The sequence below is a fragment of the Halobacteriovorax vibrionivorans genome, from assembly GCF_003346865.1.
Classification (GTDB): Bacteria; Bdellovibrionota; Bacteriovoracia; order Bacteriovoracales; family Bacteriovoracaceae; genus Halobacteriovorax_A; species Halobacteriovorax_A vibrionivorans.
This window is the reverse complement of sequence record NZ_QDKL01000002.1, coordinates 959,093-976,687: the sequence shown is the minus strand read 5'-3', so window position 1 is coordinate 976,687 and position 17,595 is coordinate 959,093. Positions and strand designations below refer to the sequence as shown.

Annotated in this window: 16 protein-coding genes; 9 read left to right on the top strand and 7 right to left on the bottom strand. The window is 35.7% G+C overall.

What is annotated here, in order from left to right; translation table 11 throughout:
- Nucleotides 1-2: 2 nt before the first annotated feature.
- From DAY19_RS10590 to DAY19_RS10565, 6 genes are all read right to left on the bottom strand, one after another.
- Nucleotides 3-494, bottom strand: coding sequence for a hypothetical protein (locus DAY19_RS10590; protein ID WP_115362168.1), 492 nt, complete (start codon nucleotides 492-494; stop codon nucleotides 3-5).
- Nucleotides 476-3,118 carry a hypothetical protein gene (locus DAY19_RS10585; protein WP_115362166.1) on the bottom strand — a complete coding sequence of 881 codons (2,643 nt, stop codon included), beginning with the start codon at nucleotides 3,116-3,118 and terminating at the stop codon, nucleotides 476-478. The genes DAY19_RS10590 and DAY19_RS10585 overlap by 19 nt, the downstream gene beginning before the upstream one ends.
- Nucleotides 3,119-3,169: 51 nt before the next feature.
- The gene (locus DAY19_RS10580; protein ID WP_133296942.1) at nucleotides 3,170-3,691 is read right to left on the bottom strand and encodes a hypothetical protein; all 522 of its coding nucleotides are present in this window, start codon (nucleotides 3,689-3,691) and stop codon (nucleotides 3,170-3,172) included.
- Between the two features lie 28 nt (nucleotides 3,692-3,719).
- A complete protein-coding gene (locus DAY19_RS10575) occupies nucleotides 3,720-5,360 on the bottom strand; it encodes a hypothetical protein (RefSeq protein WP_115362162.1) in 1,641 nt (546 codons plus the stop codon).
- 64 nt (nucleotides 5,361-5,424) lie between these two features.
- On the bottom strand, nucleotides 5,425-6,591 hold the full coding sequence (locus DAY19_RS10570; protein ID WP_115362160.1) for a hypothetical protein: 1,167 nt from the start codon (nucleotides 6,589-6,591) through the stop codon (nucleotides 5,425-5,427).
- A 139-nt stretch (nucleotides 6,592-6,730) separates the two neighbouring features.
- On the bottom strand, nucleotides 6,731-8,497 hold the full coding sequence (locus DAY19_RS10565) for a chloride channel protein (protein ID WP_158536880.1): 1,767 nt from the start codon (nucleotides 8,495-8,497) through the stop codon (nucleotides 6,731-6,733).
- 206 nt (nucleotides 8,498-8,703) lie between these two features.
- Between DAY19_RS10565 and groES the strand changes: the two genes are divergently transcribed.
- From groES to DAY19_RS10550, 3 genes are all read left to right on the top strand, one after another.
- Nucleotides 8,704-8,991: a co-chaperone GroES gene (gene groES / locus DAY19_RS10560; RefSeq protein WP_115362156.1), complete on the top strand. Its 288-nt coding sequence runs from the start codon at nucleotides 8,704-8,706 to the stop codon at nucleotides 8,989-8,991.
- A 28-nt stretch (nucleotides 8,992-9,019) separates the two neighbouring features.
- Nucleotides 9,020-10,663: a chaperonin GroEL gene (groL, locus tag DAY19_RS10555; RefSeq protein ID WP_115362154.1), complete on the top strand. Its 1,644-nt coding sequence runs from the start codon at nucleotides 9,020-9,022 to the stop codon at nucleotides 10,661-10,663.
- A 500-nt stretch (nucleotides 10,664-11,163) separates the two neighbouring features.
- Nucleotides 11,164-11,571 (top strand): response regulator, encoded by a 408-nt coding sequence (locus tag DAY19_RS10550; RefSeq protein ID WP_115362152.1) that lies wholly within the window; start codon nucleotides 11,164-11,166, stop codon nucleotides 11,569-11,571.
- A 27-nt stretch (nucleotides 11,572-11,598) separates the two neighbouring features.
- Here DAY19_RS10550 and DAY19_RS10545 read toward each other — a convergent pair whose 3' ends face one another.
- Complete coding sequence (locus tag DAY19_RS10545; protein ID WP_115362151.1) at nucleotides 11,599-11,988, bottom strand: hypothetical protein; 390 nt, start codon at nucleotides 11,986-11,988, stop codon at nucleotides 11,599-11,601.
- Nucleotides 11,989-12,124: 136 nt separating this feature from the next.
- On the opposite strand from DAY19_RS10545, the gene lepB reads away from it, so the two are divergent.
- From lepB to DAY19_RS10515, 6 genes are all read left to right on the top strand, one after another.
- Complete coding sequence (gene lepB / locus DAY19_RS10540; RefSeq protein ID WP_115362149.1) at nucleotides 12,125-12,889, top strand: signal peptidase I; 765 nt, start codon at nucleotides 12,125-12,127, stop codon at nucleotides 12,887-12,889.
- Nucleotides 12,890-13,597: 708 nt separating this feature from the next.
- A complete protein-coding gene (locus tag DAY19_RS10535) occupies nucleotides 13,598-13,975 on the top strand; it encodes a hypothetical protein (protein WP_115362147.1) in 378 nt (125 codons plus the stop codon).
- Nucleotides 13,976-14,005: 30 nt separating this feature from the next.
- On the top strand, nucleotides 14,006-14,401 hold the full coding sequence (locus DAY19_RS10530; RefSeq protein ID WP_115362146.1) for a hypothetical protein: 396 nt from the start codon (nucleotides 14,006-14,008) through the stop codon (nucleotides 14,399-14,401).
- A complete protein-coding gene (locus tag DAY19_RS10525) occupies nucleotides 14,379-15,062 on the top strand; it encodes a class I SAM-dependent methyltransferase (RefSeq protein ID WP_158536879.1) in 684 nt (227 codons plus the stop codon). The genes DAY19_RS10530 and DAY19_RS10525 overlap by 23 nt, the downstream gene beginning before the upstream one ends.
- 56 nt (nucleotides 15,063-15,118) lie before the next feature.
- Nucleotides 15,119-15,808, top strand: coding sequence for a hypothetical protein (locus tag DAY19_RS10520; protein WP_133296941.1), 690 nt, complete (start codon nucleotides 15,119-15,121; stop codon nucleotides 15,806-15,808).
- Between the two features lie 123 nt (nucleotides 15,809-15,931).
- Nucleotides 15,932-17,578: an ABC transporter substrate-binding protein gene (locus DAY19_RS10515; protein WP_115362140.1), complete on the top strand. Its 1,647-nt coding sequence runs from the start codon at nucleotides 15,932-15,934 to the stop codon at nucleotides 17,576-17,578.
- The last annotated feature ends 17 nt before the right edge of the window (nucleotides 17,579-17,595 follow it).

Below are 17,595 nucleotides of genomic sequence, written 5' to 3'. Positions count from 1 at the left end.
CTCTAAAATAATAAAGCCGAGTAAACTTCCTCTCCACAGTAAATTAATTGTGGGGAGGAAAATATATTTCCATAGCCTCTTTCAAAGAAAATAATAGCATCGTATTCATTTGGACATAAGTTTTGAAATAGGAGCTTTTTGATTTCTTTAGATCTACTTGATACAACATCGTATGGAGTATCATATTGGATAGTTATGTATTCCTCTTCAAATAAATAATTAATAAATTCATCTGTGCTTATAAGTTCACCACGATGTAGATACGTTGTGATGTCATTAAAGATGAAAGTTGCATTAATAGAGTCAGAAAAACATTCATCGCATATTGATTCGAAAATGATACCTCGACTCGAACCATCAAGACACCCTGGATCCCTACATTCAAGATGTATTTCTTTTTCAAAATTTTCTGTCCAAACAATATCAAGCTTTATTGCAAAAGCATTTGAGATTGTAAGAAGCATGAATAGAAGTATTAATGCTTTCTTTTGCATTTTGAAAATAGCCTTGTGAAATGTTTATCAATCATGACGGTGAGTTCATTGTTACATTCTTGAACCTTAAACTTATATCCGCTTATAATCTTTTTAGATGCTAGGATTGTTAATTCATTTTTTTGTATGAGTTCGACAGCTGCGAGTTCTTCTTTGTCTTTAAGACAATTTCGACCATTTAAAAGAGTTGAACGGCAGCTTTTTGGAATCTCGCCATAGCGTTGGTATGTCGTTTTTAATTTGTTCAGGTCAAGTTCCCATCTTCTTGGAATATTATCAAAATCAGTGAGTCCCTGATAGAGACTGTATAGGGCCCGAGCGATATAGAAAAATGGACCAAGTTTAGAGTTGAAGTAAGTTAGTGTATTTGAAATTCCTTCAAAGTTAATTCTACATGCAGCACATGCTGCGACACCATCTGTTTGTTTATCACTAATATCGGAACCACTGTTGGCGATGATATCACCACCTTGGCGGTCAACACATGCACCCACTGATATTCCTCGAAAGTGATATAGATTTGTAGGGCTGTTATTACTTCCTGTAATTGATACTGCACATGGTACACCAATTAGAGGGCCAAATTCAGTAATCAATTCTACATTAACCTTAGATTTTTCATATTCTTTATTAAATTCAATTTGTCCATCTTCGATCATTTTATTAAATGAAGTAACGTAACCAGGAGTTAGACTTACACGTGTGTAAAGTACACCTGGAGTAAACCAGCTCATGAGTCCTTGGCCAATATCGGATACAAATCGAGTCATAACTTGTTTTGTTTTAAAGTAGGGGTCGTAGACTTTACAAGCAACCCTTTCAGCATAGGGATTGAAGAGGTCTGAAGATGGCTGTGAGAATTTTGATTTCCAAAATAAGTCACCATAGTAAGTAGCACGTGATGTTTCAATGATACTGATGATTGATTTTCTTAAACAGTGACTAATTGATCGACAAATAATGTCACCATTTTTGTAGATGATGAAGTCTTGTGAAAGAGCGTCACTTTCATAATGCTTGTCTGGAAAGGTTTCAAATGACTGATCAGCACGAGTTTTGTCAATATACCATTGATGAAAACCTTCATATTCTATTTCAAAATTTTCATCCCAAATCTCTTTTTGCTTAAGACCTTTACAATATGATCTCGTCTCATCCATTAGTTCTTTGTAGTAATCAATGATTTTATTGTAGGGAGAGTCTGTAAAGAGAATGTCGAGATTATCAATTAACTCAGTTCCTTTAAGTCCTTCAATATGCTTTTTCGTAAAACTGAATATATCATCAGATATAACAGATGCCTCTGCACAAAGATAGTAGAGGTCATTTTTAATAATATTTCCATCAAGATTTCGGAAGTAAAAATCTAATTGATCTCTAACTTCTTTTGGATTGAGTCTTTTTCTTACTAGGGTATAGAATGTTAAGGCATCAATTAGCTTGTTTTTCACATAATTCTTAGTCTGTGTTTGGTTTTTGAATATCTGTTGAATCCAAGCATCTGCATCATCGTAAGAGCCAAGGTCTAAGATATCTTTATTAACATTAGCAAATGGATCTTTTAATAAATCATTTTGAACGCCTTCTGAAATAGGGGATAGAATATCGAGTTCAAGCGCTTCTTTTTCAAAGTTCCTACGAGAAAACTCGCGGAATGAATTCTCTGCAAGTCTCTTATTATTACAAGTAGGCATGATATCACTACGACATCCATTAGGAGAAAATAGAATATAATCTTGAGTGTTTGAATTGCGAATTATATTTTCATATTTTGTGTTTTCGACTTTCAGATTCTTCATTGCCCATGCAAAGTAGAGTTTCATCGAATTCCAGTAATCAAAGCCAACTTTTTTATCCCAATAACGCTCTTTTATATTTTTAATATCAAATTGATAACCAGCTACTTGTAAGTTCTCAAGTGTATCAATTCCATCCATGCGACATTCGTCTACTGTTTCACCTATGTCGCTAAGTTGTTTTGCAATCCTATTCAGGTCTTGGATGCTTGGTTTTTGTCCAAAGAGGTTTGCCTGTAATGGGCCAAACTTTTTTACTTTTAAACATTTGTACGTATTACTATCTTTAATGTACTTAGAGTTGAAGTAGTTACTATCCTCAAAACTGTCATAAAGACGATGCTTTAATCGATGGGAAGAAGTCCAAATATTTTCAATATAATAATTAAGTTGCGGGCATTGTAACTTTCCATAACATTCTTTAAGCATTGTTCGGTACTTAACAGGAATATTATTTTCACTATCAAGATGTGGGAGGAGTGGAAGCTGGCCGGAAAGTAATTTCTCATGAATCTCTTGTGTAAGTCTTGTTGTTTTATTTCGAAAGTCTCGTATAAGTTCTTTGGTAATTGTTGCTCTATCTTGTCCTGTTCTATTGGCAAGACGATATGCTGCCTTTGCTGCAATCGTATTGTTTATAAAAATAAACATGGATCGTGTTGGCTTTTTGGAATCAATGGCACATGAAGCACGATTTCTTAACTGAACCTTACTTAACTCCACATCAAGATCATTAAGATCTAAGTTTTTCCACTCATTCCACTTCGTACCAGCAAGAGTACTTAGTGAGACCCAAAATATAAAAGCAATAAAAAAACCTCTCTTCATAGAGAGGTTTTATAATTTTGAGTTTTTCTTAACAATTAAAGAAAAAGTTAATTATTGATTACTCTTGCCACAATTTCCTGATTTTCCAATGATTGTCGTATAGAAAAGGATCATTGCTTCATCGGCAGGAGTGAAACCGCGGCGAGTATTGCCATCTGTATCAAGTAGGCCATACATGTAGCGATTAATAGCAATATAAACAGACTTAGGTACCTTGATGCGCTGAGTACATTTCCCGTTGTAGTATCTAACGTTAACTCCCCAGTATTCACCATTGATTTGTCCACCGTATCCTCCTGTGTAGATATTCACACCACTACCAGCTTGCTGATTCATACCCTCTCCGATATTAAATCCTACTTCAAATCCTCCAAATTTATTTTCAGAAGCAAATAAAGTACAAAGACCTTTTCGGCAAGAGACTTTAATGTCTTCTTCAATCTTTAGTAATATCTCTTCATTTGAAAATTTTTCGAATTCAAATTGGTCTTCACCTCCCCCAAACATGTCATCGACATCATTTGCAAATACTGAAGTAGTCATAATCATTAATACTAGTAATAACTTTCTCATTTCATTCTCCTCTTTTAGTAAGTCTTTTTTAGAAATCAATATCCCCAAAGTCATCATCATCCCATCCATCGTCATCTTGGTCTGATCCAGGAGGTTCACACGTGAAATATGGTCCTTTAAAGTTCTGTATTGTTGTTTGATTGTTATGATTAGATATTTTTTTATATGAAACATTTTCAATAATATATTTATCGTTCTTGTCGATATCTATATTAAACTCTAGTGCAAATAATAAACGATGATCTTTTTTTAGAATACATTGCCCATTTTCACAGTAGTCTGTGAAGTATGGTGGCCATACTGTATTTTTAAAGACTCTACTTATTGAGTTAACAGAGTTTTTAACTCCTACATGGTTTTCACCGGTAAACCTAATTGTGTCGAAAACAGGAAAACTAGGTAAGCTATTATAGCGCTGAATTTCTCCAATTGGATTGATTGAACCAATAGTTTGCCCCTCTCGTGCAATGTTAGGAATTGTATTAGGATTCAAGAGCAGGCGACTTTCAATTTGTCCCTTAAACATCATATAATTATACTCAATATCGCTCATATCGACTTCAAGACGATAGCGTCGGTTTTTTTCAAGAGAGTTTTTGTTAAGAGATATCCCTAAACCACTTATCATTCCGATCCAATCTGCTGGAGCTATACCACCATCAAACCATGACTTTATATACTCTTTCTTTTTTGGGTTTGTGATATCAAAAAGAGCATATTCACTTGCAACTGGTTGGCTGTAATCGCAGGAAGAAGTGCAAACTCCATTCAAACATTTGGATTCTTCACATTGATTGTTGACCAAAATCGGAGCTTTAATTGTTATAAGCTCATCCGATATTTTGTTTATATTTATTTTTCCTACTGTTGTATTTTTTATTTTCCATTGTGTTGGCCACTTCGGAATATCTTCGTAACGAGATTTATTTGTTGGTACTATAGGGTCTGGGTTTTGAGTAAATCTAAATTTTATATCTTCCAAAAACTCAAGTTTTGCAGACCTACCCGTGGCATCTCCTGCGGCATAAAGTTCAAGTGTTCCCATGATATCTTGTAGTGCAAATTTATTCTCATTGTAGAATTCTTTTTCAAGGCATTTTTGAGCTATTTTTGGAGTAATTTTAAATTGAGAATCTGGCTTTGGTTTAAAAAAGCAGAAAAACCCAAAGAAGTTAGCACTGTTTTTATCAATGCGATTTAGTTTACAGCCTGGTTGGCCTTCCTCTGGAAGCTCCAATCCTGTTTTTGATTTATCTTCTACATCAAAACTTACACAGTGATTAATAAGATATCTTCTTCTTTGAAGTCTTTTATTTCGATCTTCTTTTTTTAGTCCATTGATTTTTTCGACATTCTCTATTCTGCACTGATCTTTGGAGCCAAACGTTAGAGTGTCATTTATGCTGAAAGATAAAAACTCATCAGATAATATAAAATTCTCAATACCAATTGCAAACATCATGAACTTTTTTTGGCTTGCAGCTTTTTGACATGAGGATGCTAGAAGAGAAGGCATTTCATCTTGAAAAATACCTTCTTCATCAAAAATCATCGCTTTTTTATCAATTAATGAAAGAGAAACATTAATAGCTTCTGGAGCATTAATATTTACGCATGCATAGCTTCTAAAGCTAATTAAAGTTACTAATATAAGAAGTATTCCTTTCATATTCCCCCCCCTCACAAATTGATAAAAAAGGGTGAAGCCTAGACTTCACCCAATAAACTATTTCTTATAATCCGCCATTTAGACTTGTAATTGCTGTGTCAGTACAAATATTTGCACCATGCATTTTCCATCTTCTGACTCGATCAATCATGTTAGGAGAATGTCCGCTTTTTTCTTTGAAAACATAACGAACCACACATCCTCTAAGGTCTGCTGGACCTTGTAGATCTGGAAAGTTAACAGTTGAATTATTAGCAAGAGAAGCTGTTGGCCCATCTACGAAAATACTTCCACCATTTTTGTCTTTACAGTATAGAACTGTTTTAACATGTAGATTTGCAAGTGACTGGTAGCTGTGTGCTGACCATACGATTGGTCCATTGTTTAAGTCCCAGTTTAGATCAATTGTAGGAGAACCTGCTAAGTCAGTTGCTGTAACTTTTCTTTCTGCTTTGTAGAATGGAGTTAGAGACTCTTGTTGATTATTATCTGCATACTTAACAATTTCATCAACATTGATGTTAAATGATTCATCTTGATTTTCAGTTAAGTAATCAATTTGAGTCGCTCTAAAACAAATATCAACAAAGTATTTAGAACCATACTTTTCTGAACCTAGATTGAACGAAAGTTCTTTAAGTCTTGCTGCAAATTTGTTTCCTGTAAAATACTCATCTTCTAATTCATTGTAACTATGAGTTCCAGCGATTACCTCTAGGTCTCTATCGATTCCATAAGTTGGGTCGCCATGATCTCTCCATGCTGTATACGTAGCTTTCATTACATCAAGAGTATTGTCGTAATCCCCATCCATATCTCCTGTACATACACAGTCACAGCCTACACCAGTTTGTGGATCACAATTATTCGATGGTGGAGGAGTTTCTTGTAAGCCAATATCTGCCAATAGACCTGGTCCGTTACCTTGTCCTGGGAATGGGCCATTGCCTGGGAATTGACCACCAGTTGCTCCACCTCCTGGGAATGGAAAGCCTCCACCATTTTGACCACTAGTTGGCTGACCAGCTACACCATTGCCATCTGGATTACAAGATTGAAACGTTTCTGGATTGTAGCAAATCTTTCCTCTTTGAGGCTTGTGCTTTAAACCAGCATTACATGGATAAATCGATGCACCTGATGATAGTACATCAAAATCGAATTGTACTCGCGCCGCTTGCGACGAGAATGTTGTTAGAAACATAGCTGATGCTAATAAGAGTTTCTTCATTACCCTCTCCTTTTTAGTTAGGTTGTTAGACAAAAAATATTGATGAAGAAATTTGTAGCAACCCAATTTTTGAAAGTCGATAGGGGTCAAGGTTAGGAAAGGTGAATTTGACTTTAATTAACTGCCTTTTAAGAATTGCTTAACTAGATTGAAGGTTTTCTTTAGAGACTTCTTCCGATTCTTTCGCTTCTGTAATTTGGTAACCAAATTGTTTGACGATATCTTTTGGGGTTAGGATTCCAATGATTCTTTTTTCATCAAGTCTTGAAACGACTGGTAGACGGGAGATATGGAATCTTTTGAGTCTGTGAAGTGCAATATATAAACTCTGATCAGGATAAATCTTTATAATTTTCTTTTCGCAACAATGTTCAATTTTCATTTCACCATTGCCTTTAGCGTGTTGAACTCGAAGCTCTGATGTTGACATCATTCCAAGTAGTCTTCCATTTTTTAAAACGGGAAATCCTTGTAGTTTTGGATTGTGCTCTTCAATGTCTTTAAGTGTTTCAGAAACAGATAGACTTGCACCGTAGGTAATAATATCTCTAATCATTGCATCTTCAACATGTAGTTGATCAAGAACTTCTAGGTCTTCTTTTGTTGGTAGATGAATTCCATCTTGTGCTGATATTTGTTCATAGATTGATTCGTTCTCTGTTGGTTTTGAAGAGAGCATATAGGCAATGATATTTGCAATCATAAGTGGAAGAATAATATTGTAGTCTCTCGTTAATTCAAAGACGATGAGTATTGAAGTAAATGGTGCTCTAATAACTGTTACAAAAAAAGCTCCCATTCCAACTAATGCATAAGCTCCAGTGTTTGTTGTAATCTCTGGAAAAAAGGCATTGGCAAGTGAACCAATTAAACTCCCAAGAGTTGCTCCCATTAAAAGTGTTGGCATGAATAGACCACCAGATATTCCAGCTGAATAACAAAGTGATGTGGCAAGAAACTTTAGACAGAACATGATAAAGAGAATTTTCGGATCAAGAATTAACGATAGTAGAGTATCTTCAATCGTTCCGTGACCACTACCAATTACGCTAGAGTGAACTTGGGTCATAAGTGCAATGATTAAAAAGACAATCATCATATATGTTAGCTTATGGCTTTTCATATATTTTCGATTAAATTCTCTAAAGGTAAGAACTGACTTCATCCACAGTGGTCCAATAAAGGCACACACAATACCAATTGTTAAATAGAATAATAACTCACGGTGATCATGCATCTTATAATAAAGTTGCTCAAACATGTGAGTTTGTCCTGTTAAGATCTGTCCTGTAACAGAGGCAACAACAGAAGAGATAACAATTGAACCAAGTACTTTTGCGTTTAGATCACCCACAACTTCTTCAAGTGTAAAAACAACAGCGGAAATTGGAGTTGCAAAAGCGGCAGCAATACCACCAGCTGCACCTACGGCAACGAGGGCCTTTATTTTCTTTTTAGAAAGATGAAATGAAAAACCTAAGCGAGATGCAATTCCGGCCGCTATTGTTACAGTCGGTCCTTCTCGTCCAAGTGAAACACCTGAGCCAAGGGCCATTAATGTTGTAATTGTTTTTGCGAAAGTGTCTCTAAGGCTAATTTTTCCATGATCAACAACTAGTGCCGCTCGAACTTTTGGAATTCCAGAACCCTCTGTGAATGGAAACTTTCTTGTGGTTAACCAGCCAGATATAAATAGGGCCACGCCTCCAAGAAGAACGGATTCCCATGTAAAAGTTGAATCAGTTTTTAGTATATGTTGGAGCCAGTGGACTCCTTTTTGAAGGCCTACGGCCACGAAAGCTGATAAAACGCCTGTAATTAGCGTAAGGACAAAAAATGTTCTCTCTTCTGCAGTTTCATCCTGCAGGAATTTGCCTAAAAGTTTTTGGTTAAACTTTAGCTTCATACAGTATTTATCGGTCTCAATCCTTATTTTTATAGGATAACTTGTTAATTTCTCGCAATATCTCATATTCTTAAGATTCCGTGAAGGAAATTGTGCTTGGTGCCATCAAAAAAAGTTGATACATAACCTTGACATGTATCCGTTTGCTACCAAGTTATGTATAAAGATTATGAATTAAACAAAAAATGTATTTAACTGGAGGAATTATGCAAGTTAAACCATTACAAGATAGAGTTCTTATTAAAAGAGTTGAAGACGAAACGAAGACAGCTGGAGGGATTATTATTCCTGATAACCACTCAGAGAAGCCTGCTCAGGGAGAAGTTATTGCTGTTGGTCCAGGTTACCGTTTAGATAATGGATCTGTAGCAGAACTTGCTGTAAAAGAAGGAGATAAGGTTCTTTTTGGAAAGTATTCAGGAAGCGAAGTTAAACTTGAAGGTCAAGAGTACCTTATTATGAAAGAATCAGATATCTTAGGAATTTTAGTTTAATCGAATCGATTACATATAGGAGATAATTATGGCAAAAGAATTAAAGTATTCAGAAGAAGCAAGAGGACTAATCCTAGACGGTGTTAACCAACTTGCTAATGCAGTAAGAGTTACTCTAGGGCCAAAAGGTAGAAACGTAGTAATCCAAAAATCATTTGGAGCTCCACACATCACAAAAGATGGTGTTTCTGTTGCAAAAGAAATTGAATTAGAAAATAACTTCCAAAATATGGGCGCTCAAATGGTTAAAGAGGTTGCTCAAAAAACAAATGAAGATGCAGGTGATGGAACAACAACTGCAACAGTTCTAGCTCAAGCAATTTACACAGAAGGTGCAAAACTTGTAACTGCTGGTCACAACCCAATGGATCTTAAAAGAGGGATTGATACAGCTGTTGAAAAAGTCGTTTCAGAACTTAGAAATGTTTCTAAAGAGATCAAAACAAATGAAGAGATCGAACAAGTAGGAACAATCTCTGCAAATAACGATAAAGAAATCGGAACACTTCTTGCGCAAGCTATGGATAGAGTTGGAAAAGATGGTGTTATCACAATTGAAGAATCAAAGACTGCTGAAACAACTTTAGATGTTGTTGAAGGTATGCAATTTGACCGTGGTTACCTTTCTCCGTACTTCGTAACTAATTCTGAAAAGATGGAAGTTTCATTTGATAATGCAAATATCCTTATTACTGATAAGAAAATTGCAAATATGAAAGAGCTTCTTCCAATCCTTGAAAAAGCTGTTCAAACTTCTAAGCCACTTTTAATCATCGCTGAAGATGTTGAAGGTGAAGCAATTACAACTCTAGTTGTTAACAAGCTAAGAGGAACATTAAACGTTGCAGCTGTTAAAGCTCCAGGTTTTGGTGATAGAAGAAAAGAGATGCTTAAAGATATTGCTGCCCTAACTGGTGGTACAGTTATCTCTGAAGAGCTTGGAATGAGCCTTGAGACTGCTGACCTTGCACACCTTGGTTCAGCTAAGAAGATCTCAATTGATAAAGAAAATACAACTATCGTAGACGGTGCTGGTGAAGCATCTGCAGTTGAAGCTCGTGTTTCTCAAATTAAGGGACAAATTGCTGAGACAACTTCTGACTATGATAGAGAAAAACTACAAGAAAGACTTGCAAAGCTTTCTGGTGGTGTAGCTGTTGTTAACGTTGGTGCTCCAACTGAAACAGAAATGAAAGAAAAGAAAGACCGTGTTGAAGATGCACTAAATGCAACAAGAGCTGCTGTTGAAGAAGGTATTGTTGTTGGTGGTGGATCTGCTCTTGTTAAAGCTGCAAACGTTCTTGCAGGTCTTAAGACAGATAGAGAAGAAGAAATGCATGGGATTAAGATCGTTCAAAGAGCTGTTGAAGCTCCTCTTAGACAAATCGCTACAAATGCAGGCCTTGAAGGTTCAGTAGTTGTAAACGAAGTTAAGAAGAACGAAGATGCAAAATATGGATTCAACGCTCGTGAAGAAAGATATGAAGATCTAATCGCAGCAGGTATCATTGATCCTGTTAAGGTTACTCGTTCAGCTCTTCAAAATGCTGCTTCAGTTGCAGGTCTTATGCTTACAACTGAAACAATGATCGCTGATCTTCCAAAAGAAGATAATGGTCCAGCAATGCCACCAATGGGTGGTGGAATGGGCGGAATGCCAGGGATGATGTAAGCGCCCCCGCAAAATTGACTGGCTAAGGCCAGTCTATTGTTTGCGGCGCTAGCTCCCCAGTCTTTAGCTAGAAAACTATTTCAACAAGCCTGCATTTATGCAGGCTTTGTTGTCTCTGGAGCAATGGGAAAGCATCCGCAAACAAGAACGATATTTTCACGAAGTGAAAATGAGTGACCAAGTTTTTTCAAATGACCGAAACACGCGAGCTACGCTCTTTGTTTCTTGAGTCACATCCATCTTTGCTTCAAAACTGCCCGTTGGGGCACTTTTGCCGCAAGATGTTCACGAAGTGAAAGTTAGCAAAAACCTCTCTTAAATAGCCGAACATCGGAGAATCGAACCCACGCCCACCCCCAGAGGCGTAAAATGTTTTTACACTTAATTTTCAATCTCAATCATTTCAACGCATTACACGCTTTAATTAAACTAAATAAAGTTATTTTTCAGAATTCCGATATAATTTTTATTACGTTCTATTCTTTTTGGGGGAATCAAAAATGGACTATTCAAATATTAAGGCCTTAGTGGTTGATGATCTAGACTATATTAGAAGTTCACTCTTAAGCCTGCTTGGTGATATGGGAATTACTAATATCCAAGAAGCAGAAGATGGAGAAATTGCCTTAGAAAAGATTCTTAATGAATATGAAAGCGGAGCCCCTTTTCAGGTGATTCTGTGTGATGTTCATATGCCAAATTGTGATGGTATTTCATTACTTGAAAAAATTCGATCTGATAAGAGAGTGGGGAGTGTTCCTGTGCTTATGGTTAGTTCTGAATCGGATGTGTCGATAATTAAAAAGCTTATTTTGATGGGGGCAGATAGCTACTTATTAAAGCCTTTCACATCGGATAATTTAGAAAAGAAAATTCACAGTGTTTTAAAAGTAGATCATGTGGCTTAAGAGATAAGCCACATGAAATTTATCTTATTATTGACGACGTAATTCGTATTGAATTTCTCTGAAGTTTGAATTGATACAACTCTGGTATGAGAAGCTAACACCATCTCCAAAATTCATACAGTGGCTTAAGAATAAACCAAGGCTTCTTTCTACTTTATTGAAGTTGTTATTTACACAGCTTTCAAATGAGAAGCTTAAATCATCTCCAAAATTATTACAGTAAGAAAAGAACTCTCTTGGTAGATCAAATGTTAAACGACGAAAGTTTGAGTTAATACAATTCGTGAAGCTTAAGCTTACTGTGCTTCCATAGTTAGAACAGTGTGATGGAAAAAATGATTCTTCTTCGGCATTACTTGCACTAACAGAAACAAATGCTAATAGTGAAAAAATTGAAACTAATAGATATTTCTTCATAAATCCTCCCTAATTATTTATAAATACAATTTTATGATTAAAGAAAATCATTCGGCAACTTAAGTTTTCTAACGCGTGAAGCCTTACAATGAAGACTTTGGGAGTTATAATACTTAGCATTATCAAGTGAGGAATTATGTTTAATAAAGAGAGTAAAGTAGAGGTTGAAAAACCTGCATTCTTATCTGCGAAATGGTTTAAGGATGAAGCGTGGTCATGGATCAAAATCATCTTAATTGTTTTTGGTTTTAGATCGACATTTATTGATCACTATCATATCCCAACAGGCTCTCTACTTCCTACAAATGCAATTGGTGATTCAATTGTAGTAAATAAAATGTCCTATGGATTTAAACTTCCTTTCACTGAATTCTTTAACCCTGTTTATCTCGGTGGTCAGTCTCTTCCTGAAAGAGGAGATATTATTGTATTTGAATATCCAATAAACCCAGCGATTCTTTTTGTAAAAAGAACAATTGCTCTTCCAGGTGATACTGTTGAAGTCTATGAAAATAAACTTTTCATAAATGGGAAAGAAGTTGAGAAAGAAGTTATAAGTGGTGAGAAGGAGAAAGAACTTCGAAGCCTTTATGACAAAGAGCCAACTCTTAATCCTGAAGATATCAAATTCTACTATCAGAAAATTGGTGATAAGAAATTTACAATTGGTGAGAATCCAACATTTTTTAGACACCTCAATCAAGATAAGGTGACTGTTCCAGATGGCCATGTATTTGTGATGGGTGACAATAGAGATTACTCAAGTGATTCCAGAGTTTGGGGATTTGTTCCTATCAAGAATATTAGAGGGAAGGCGTTCATGGTTTGGATGTCTCTTGTCTACCCTTGGTCAGATAAACCATTTCATTTTAGGCCAGAACGAATCGGTACATCTCTTTAACAAAACCTGACAATAAATTTTCTATGGTGCCAGAAAGGAAACTACTCAAGTACTAGTTTCCTTTTGGTCCTACCGTAAGTCCTTGTTTTTGTAGGACCGCTTAATCTTCTTTGGCGCGGCCTGTGGGGCGTTTTGCTCATTTTGAATGTCAACTTTTTGTAAGTTATTGAATCTACTATTAGTTAATTTTGGCACACTTCCTGCTTATATATAAGTAACCAAGGGGCATCGGGACCCTTCCAAAATTAGGACGATTTTGGATTAATTGCAATAGGACGTTGCAGTGGTTACTGAGAGTTACACTTATGAATTTAAGGTATCTTTCGGAAAAAAACGGGCCTAGAGGTTAGGGCGACAGAATTGTAAAAAGCACGAAGCTTGAAACTTATCCACCTCTAGGCCCTTTTAAAACATTGATAAAACTTGGTGTCCACGGAAGGACACAGAAGAAACATGGAAGTTATAAAGCTTTGGAGATACATCCCTCTCTCCCTATGATTTAATCCAAAGCTTAAGAAGCCGAGAGCAATGTGTGTGGTATTTATTTAATCTTGCTCTCGGCTTTTCTATTATTTACCGGCAACTTTTTCCCCTTAGTATTTCAACATAAACATCCACTCCAATAGAACCGATGTGTTCATTGTGAGAAAGTCTAACTATGTAATCTATTTGCAATTTGAAAAGAAGCTCGGCGAGGAGTTCCTCTATATGTCGAGAGTATTTTCTGAATTTGGAATAAAGCTTGTTCCAATGAAGTTAGGTGACTTTAAGTCTATCAGAATGCGTGAGCATCAATTTATTATTGCTTCTGTTCGCGATATTCGATCATTCGTAAATTACAATAAGTTATTAAAGAGATATCTGAATTATATGCTGAGACAAGGAAGTGTAACTCTATTTGAATTTAGTTCATTTTCTATTGTTCATGATGATTCAATCTTAAAAACAAAGCGCGTTTTTCAAGAAAGACTGCCTGTTAGTATGTTTCGTATGGCCGATCTTATTGGCCAAAACATGTTTAGTAAGCTTGTTACTAATTCAAGCCGCTGGCCAGGTGGCCGTAGGGCGAAGCTTCCAGAATATTAATCGGGAAGCCTTAGAAAAAAGTGGGAGAGGATGAGAGTTTCAAAAGATACTAGCCGTTTATTGATTATATTGAGGCAAGATGCAGCTAGGCTTGCGGATCGAATTATTACTCGTGAAAAAGAATACCTCCATATACTTTCAATGAAGCGAACTCGTGAACACTTTAATGCTGTTTTTCGTTCAAATTTTAAAACAATAACCGTTCAACAATTAATGCTCTTATCTGAGGAGCTCATTATAAATCTAGAAGACTTCTATAATACTATCGACGATATGCATTGGTATTTAGTTCATACGGAAGATATGCCTGCTACTATTGAAGATAGAGTCCATGCTATGGTAAGAGATGTAAAAAACAAGTATGATCAATTAAATTTATATCTCAATGCTGAGCTGGAGACTCATGAAGAAAGCGATGTTGCTTAAATTCATTCTGATAAATATTTTTCTCGTTCAAATCGTTAGCGCCAGAGGAGTTATTTCTGGAAGTCGCTTTGAAATATTAACGGGGCAAAAAGCAAAAGAAAAAATCTCTAATGTATGGGATAAGAAATTTGCTAATCATGACTATATTTATGGAAAATCTCCGGCACAATTTCTTGCTAAGAATTATCAATTTATCCCTCGCGGCTCAACCGTTCTTGATATTGGAATGGGTGAAGGAAGAAATGCGGTTTTTCTTGCTACAAAAGGATATAAAGTTACAGGTGTTGATATTAGTTCTGTAGCAATTGAAAAGTCATTAAAACTTGCAAGACAAGCAGGTGTCCGAATTAAAACAATTCACAAGTCAGTTGATCATTTAAAAATTGCCGATAATTCATTAGATGCAATTATTTGCTTTTATTTTGTAGACAGAGAAATTTCTGAAAAACTAAAGAAATGGTTAAAGCCAGGTGGTGTAATCATTTACGAAGGTTATACTGTCGCCCATAAGAAGAAGTTTAATGACGATAGCATTGATTCTTATTTTTTAAAGTCTGCTGAGTTACTTAATATGTTTAATGACTTTAAAATCTTGAAGTTTGAGGAGCCTGTGCATGGTTCTGAGTTAACTCAATCAATTATTGCCCGAAAACCAATGTAGAAGGGCATCTCTTTCCCTTATCTTTTAATAAGTTACATCTGTGGCAAAATAAAAGTGTGAAGTACTTCATTCTATTTTCTATATTCCTTAGCAATCAAGTTGGTTTTTCCAGTACTTTGGAATTCAATAAAGAGTTGGGGTATTTCTCTGGTAGAGTTTCGCATGTTGAAGAAGCGGCGAGGCTTGTTCGATTCAAGCTTGATTTTGATAATATTAAGTATGTAAATAAGTTGGACGAAATCGATCTTTGGGGACTTCACCAAGAAGATAAGAAATGTCGTGCAATAGTAATGGGTAGAACAAGTGATTACCTCTTAGTTAGGGTTCCAAAATTTGACTCTTGTAATCGACACTCAACATTTGTGACAGGCCGCTACTATAATTTTTACTCACAAGATCTTGTAAATAATATTGCGATGGGTAAAGAATTAATTGAGATTTTGGCCAAGAAAAGATTGGCACTTAAGTCAAAAATTAAACGCAATAAAAAAAGTCTAACGACGTATGCGCAGAGAGTCGAAACTGTTAATACAAGGTATGCTGTTCTTCGTGAAAAGCTTGAGAAAGAATGGCGCGACGAACTGCGTCGCCTCGAAGAAGACCATCAACAGCTTGTTCGAAATACTGAGGGAATTCAAACACGTTTAAATGAAGTGGACTTTAAGCTTCAGCAATACCGCGTTGAGTCTAAGAATTTGAAAGAAGACCGTTGGTCCTTGGATCCAAGAAATTACATCATAAAATAATCATCTAAATATTTAATATTTTTTGCCTCTAGACAGACAAGAGCACGCATCTTAATGTGGCCTCTAGTCAATTGGTGTAAAATCTTATATCGTGACTCGCTAAACATAAAAAGGGATAAGTTTATGAAAAAAGGAATCTTTTTAGCTCTATTAAGTACACTTTTAATTTCAGTTGTAAGCTGTAATAAAGGTGGACCAAAAAAGGCTAATAACACTTTCTATTACAATCTTAGTGGTACACCTACTACTTTAAATCCATTATCTTCAACTGATGCTTACTCATCAAATGTACATTCTTATGTTTTAGAAGGACTTCTAAATAAGAATATTGACACAAATGAGTGGGAGCCTGGGCTTGCTGAGTCTTGGAAAATTGAAAATGACGGTTTTGATTTCGTTTTCACAATTAGAGAAGGCGTTAAGTGGCATGATGGAAAACCATTAACAGTAGAAGATGTTAAGTTTTCTTTTGATGCAATTATGCACCCTGAAAATAAATACAAAACAGCTCACATGAAGTCATACTTCGCTAACTTCAAAGAAGCTGTCATTGAAGGTCCAAGAACAATCCGTTTTAAGGCCAAGAAAAAGTACTTTGGTAACTTAATGTCTGTTGCAAGTGGTGGATACCTTGCCATCGTACCAAAGCATATTTATGAGAACCCAACAGAAGAACAAGAAAAAGAGTTAAATAAGACTCTTATTGGTACAGGTCCATATATCTTTCAAGAGCTTAAAAGAGGGAAAGGTATTTCTCTAGTTAAGAATAAAGATTGGTGGGGTTATAAAACAGACCTTTATAAAGATGATTACTCATATGACGAAATCTTCATGAGATTTATTAAAGAGTCTTCAGTTGCTATTCAAAGACTTGAAAAAGGTGACTTGGACTTCAATGCTCTTTCTCCAGAGGAATATGAGCAGAAAACGAATGGCCCAAAATGGGGTAAAGACGTTTTAAAAGTAAAAGTAGAAAATAAAGCTGTTAAAGGTTACGGTTTTGTTGGTTGGAACTTTAAGCATCCAATCTTTAAGTCAAAGCAAGTTCGTAAGGCAATGAACTACTTAATGAATCGTAAAGAGATGAATAAGAAGTTCCGTTTTGGATACTCTGCACTTGCGACAGGTCCACTTTATCTTCAGTCTGAATATGCAAACAAAGATGTTAAGCCAATTCCATTTAATGTTGGTGAGGCAATTAAGATTCTTAAAGCTGACGGTTGGGCCGATACTGATCAAGACGCTATTCTAGATAAGGTAATTGATGGAAAGAAGACAAAGCTTTCTTTTACAATCTTAAATCCTTCAAAAACTTTTTCTAAATACCTAACGATGTATCAGCAAGATGCTAAGCAAGCTGGTGTTGATATTGAAGTTAAGTATATTGAGTGGAACTCATTCATTAAGGCTCTTGATGAAAGAAACTTTGATGCTGTAACACTTGCTTGGTCAGGTGGTTCTCTAGATTGGGATCCAAAACAAATTTGGCACTCAGACTCAGCAGCAAATAATGGATCTAACTTCATTTCTTATTCAAATAAAGAAGTTGATAAGTTAATTGATCAAGCACAGCTTACTCTTGATAAAGAAAAGAGAAAGAAGATGCTTAAGAAAGTTTATAAGTTAATTGCAGAAGATTATCCATATATCTTCCTTTTTAACGATCGCTTTGCTTTCTATGGAAACACTAAGCGTATGCAAAAAGAAAAAGACACTTACACTTACGGAATTGGTTACGGAAGTAAGTGGTCAATTAAGCAACCTAAGTAGAAGTTAAGTAGGTAGGA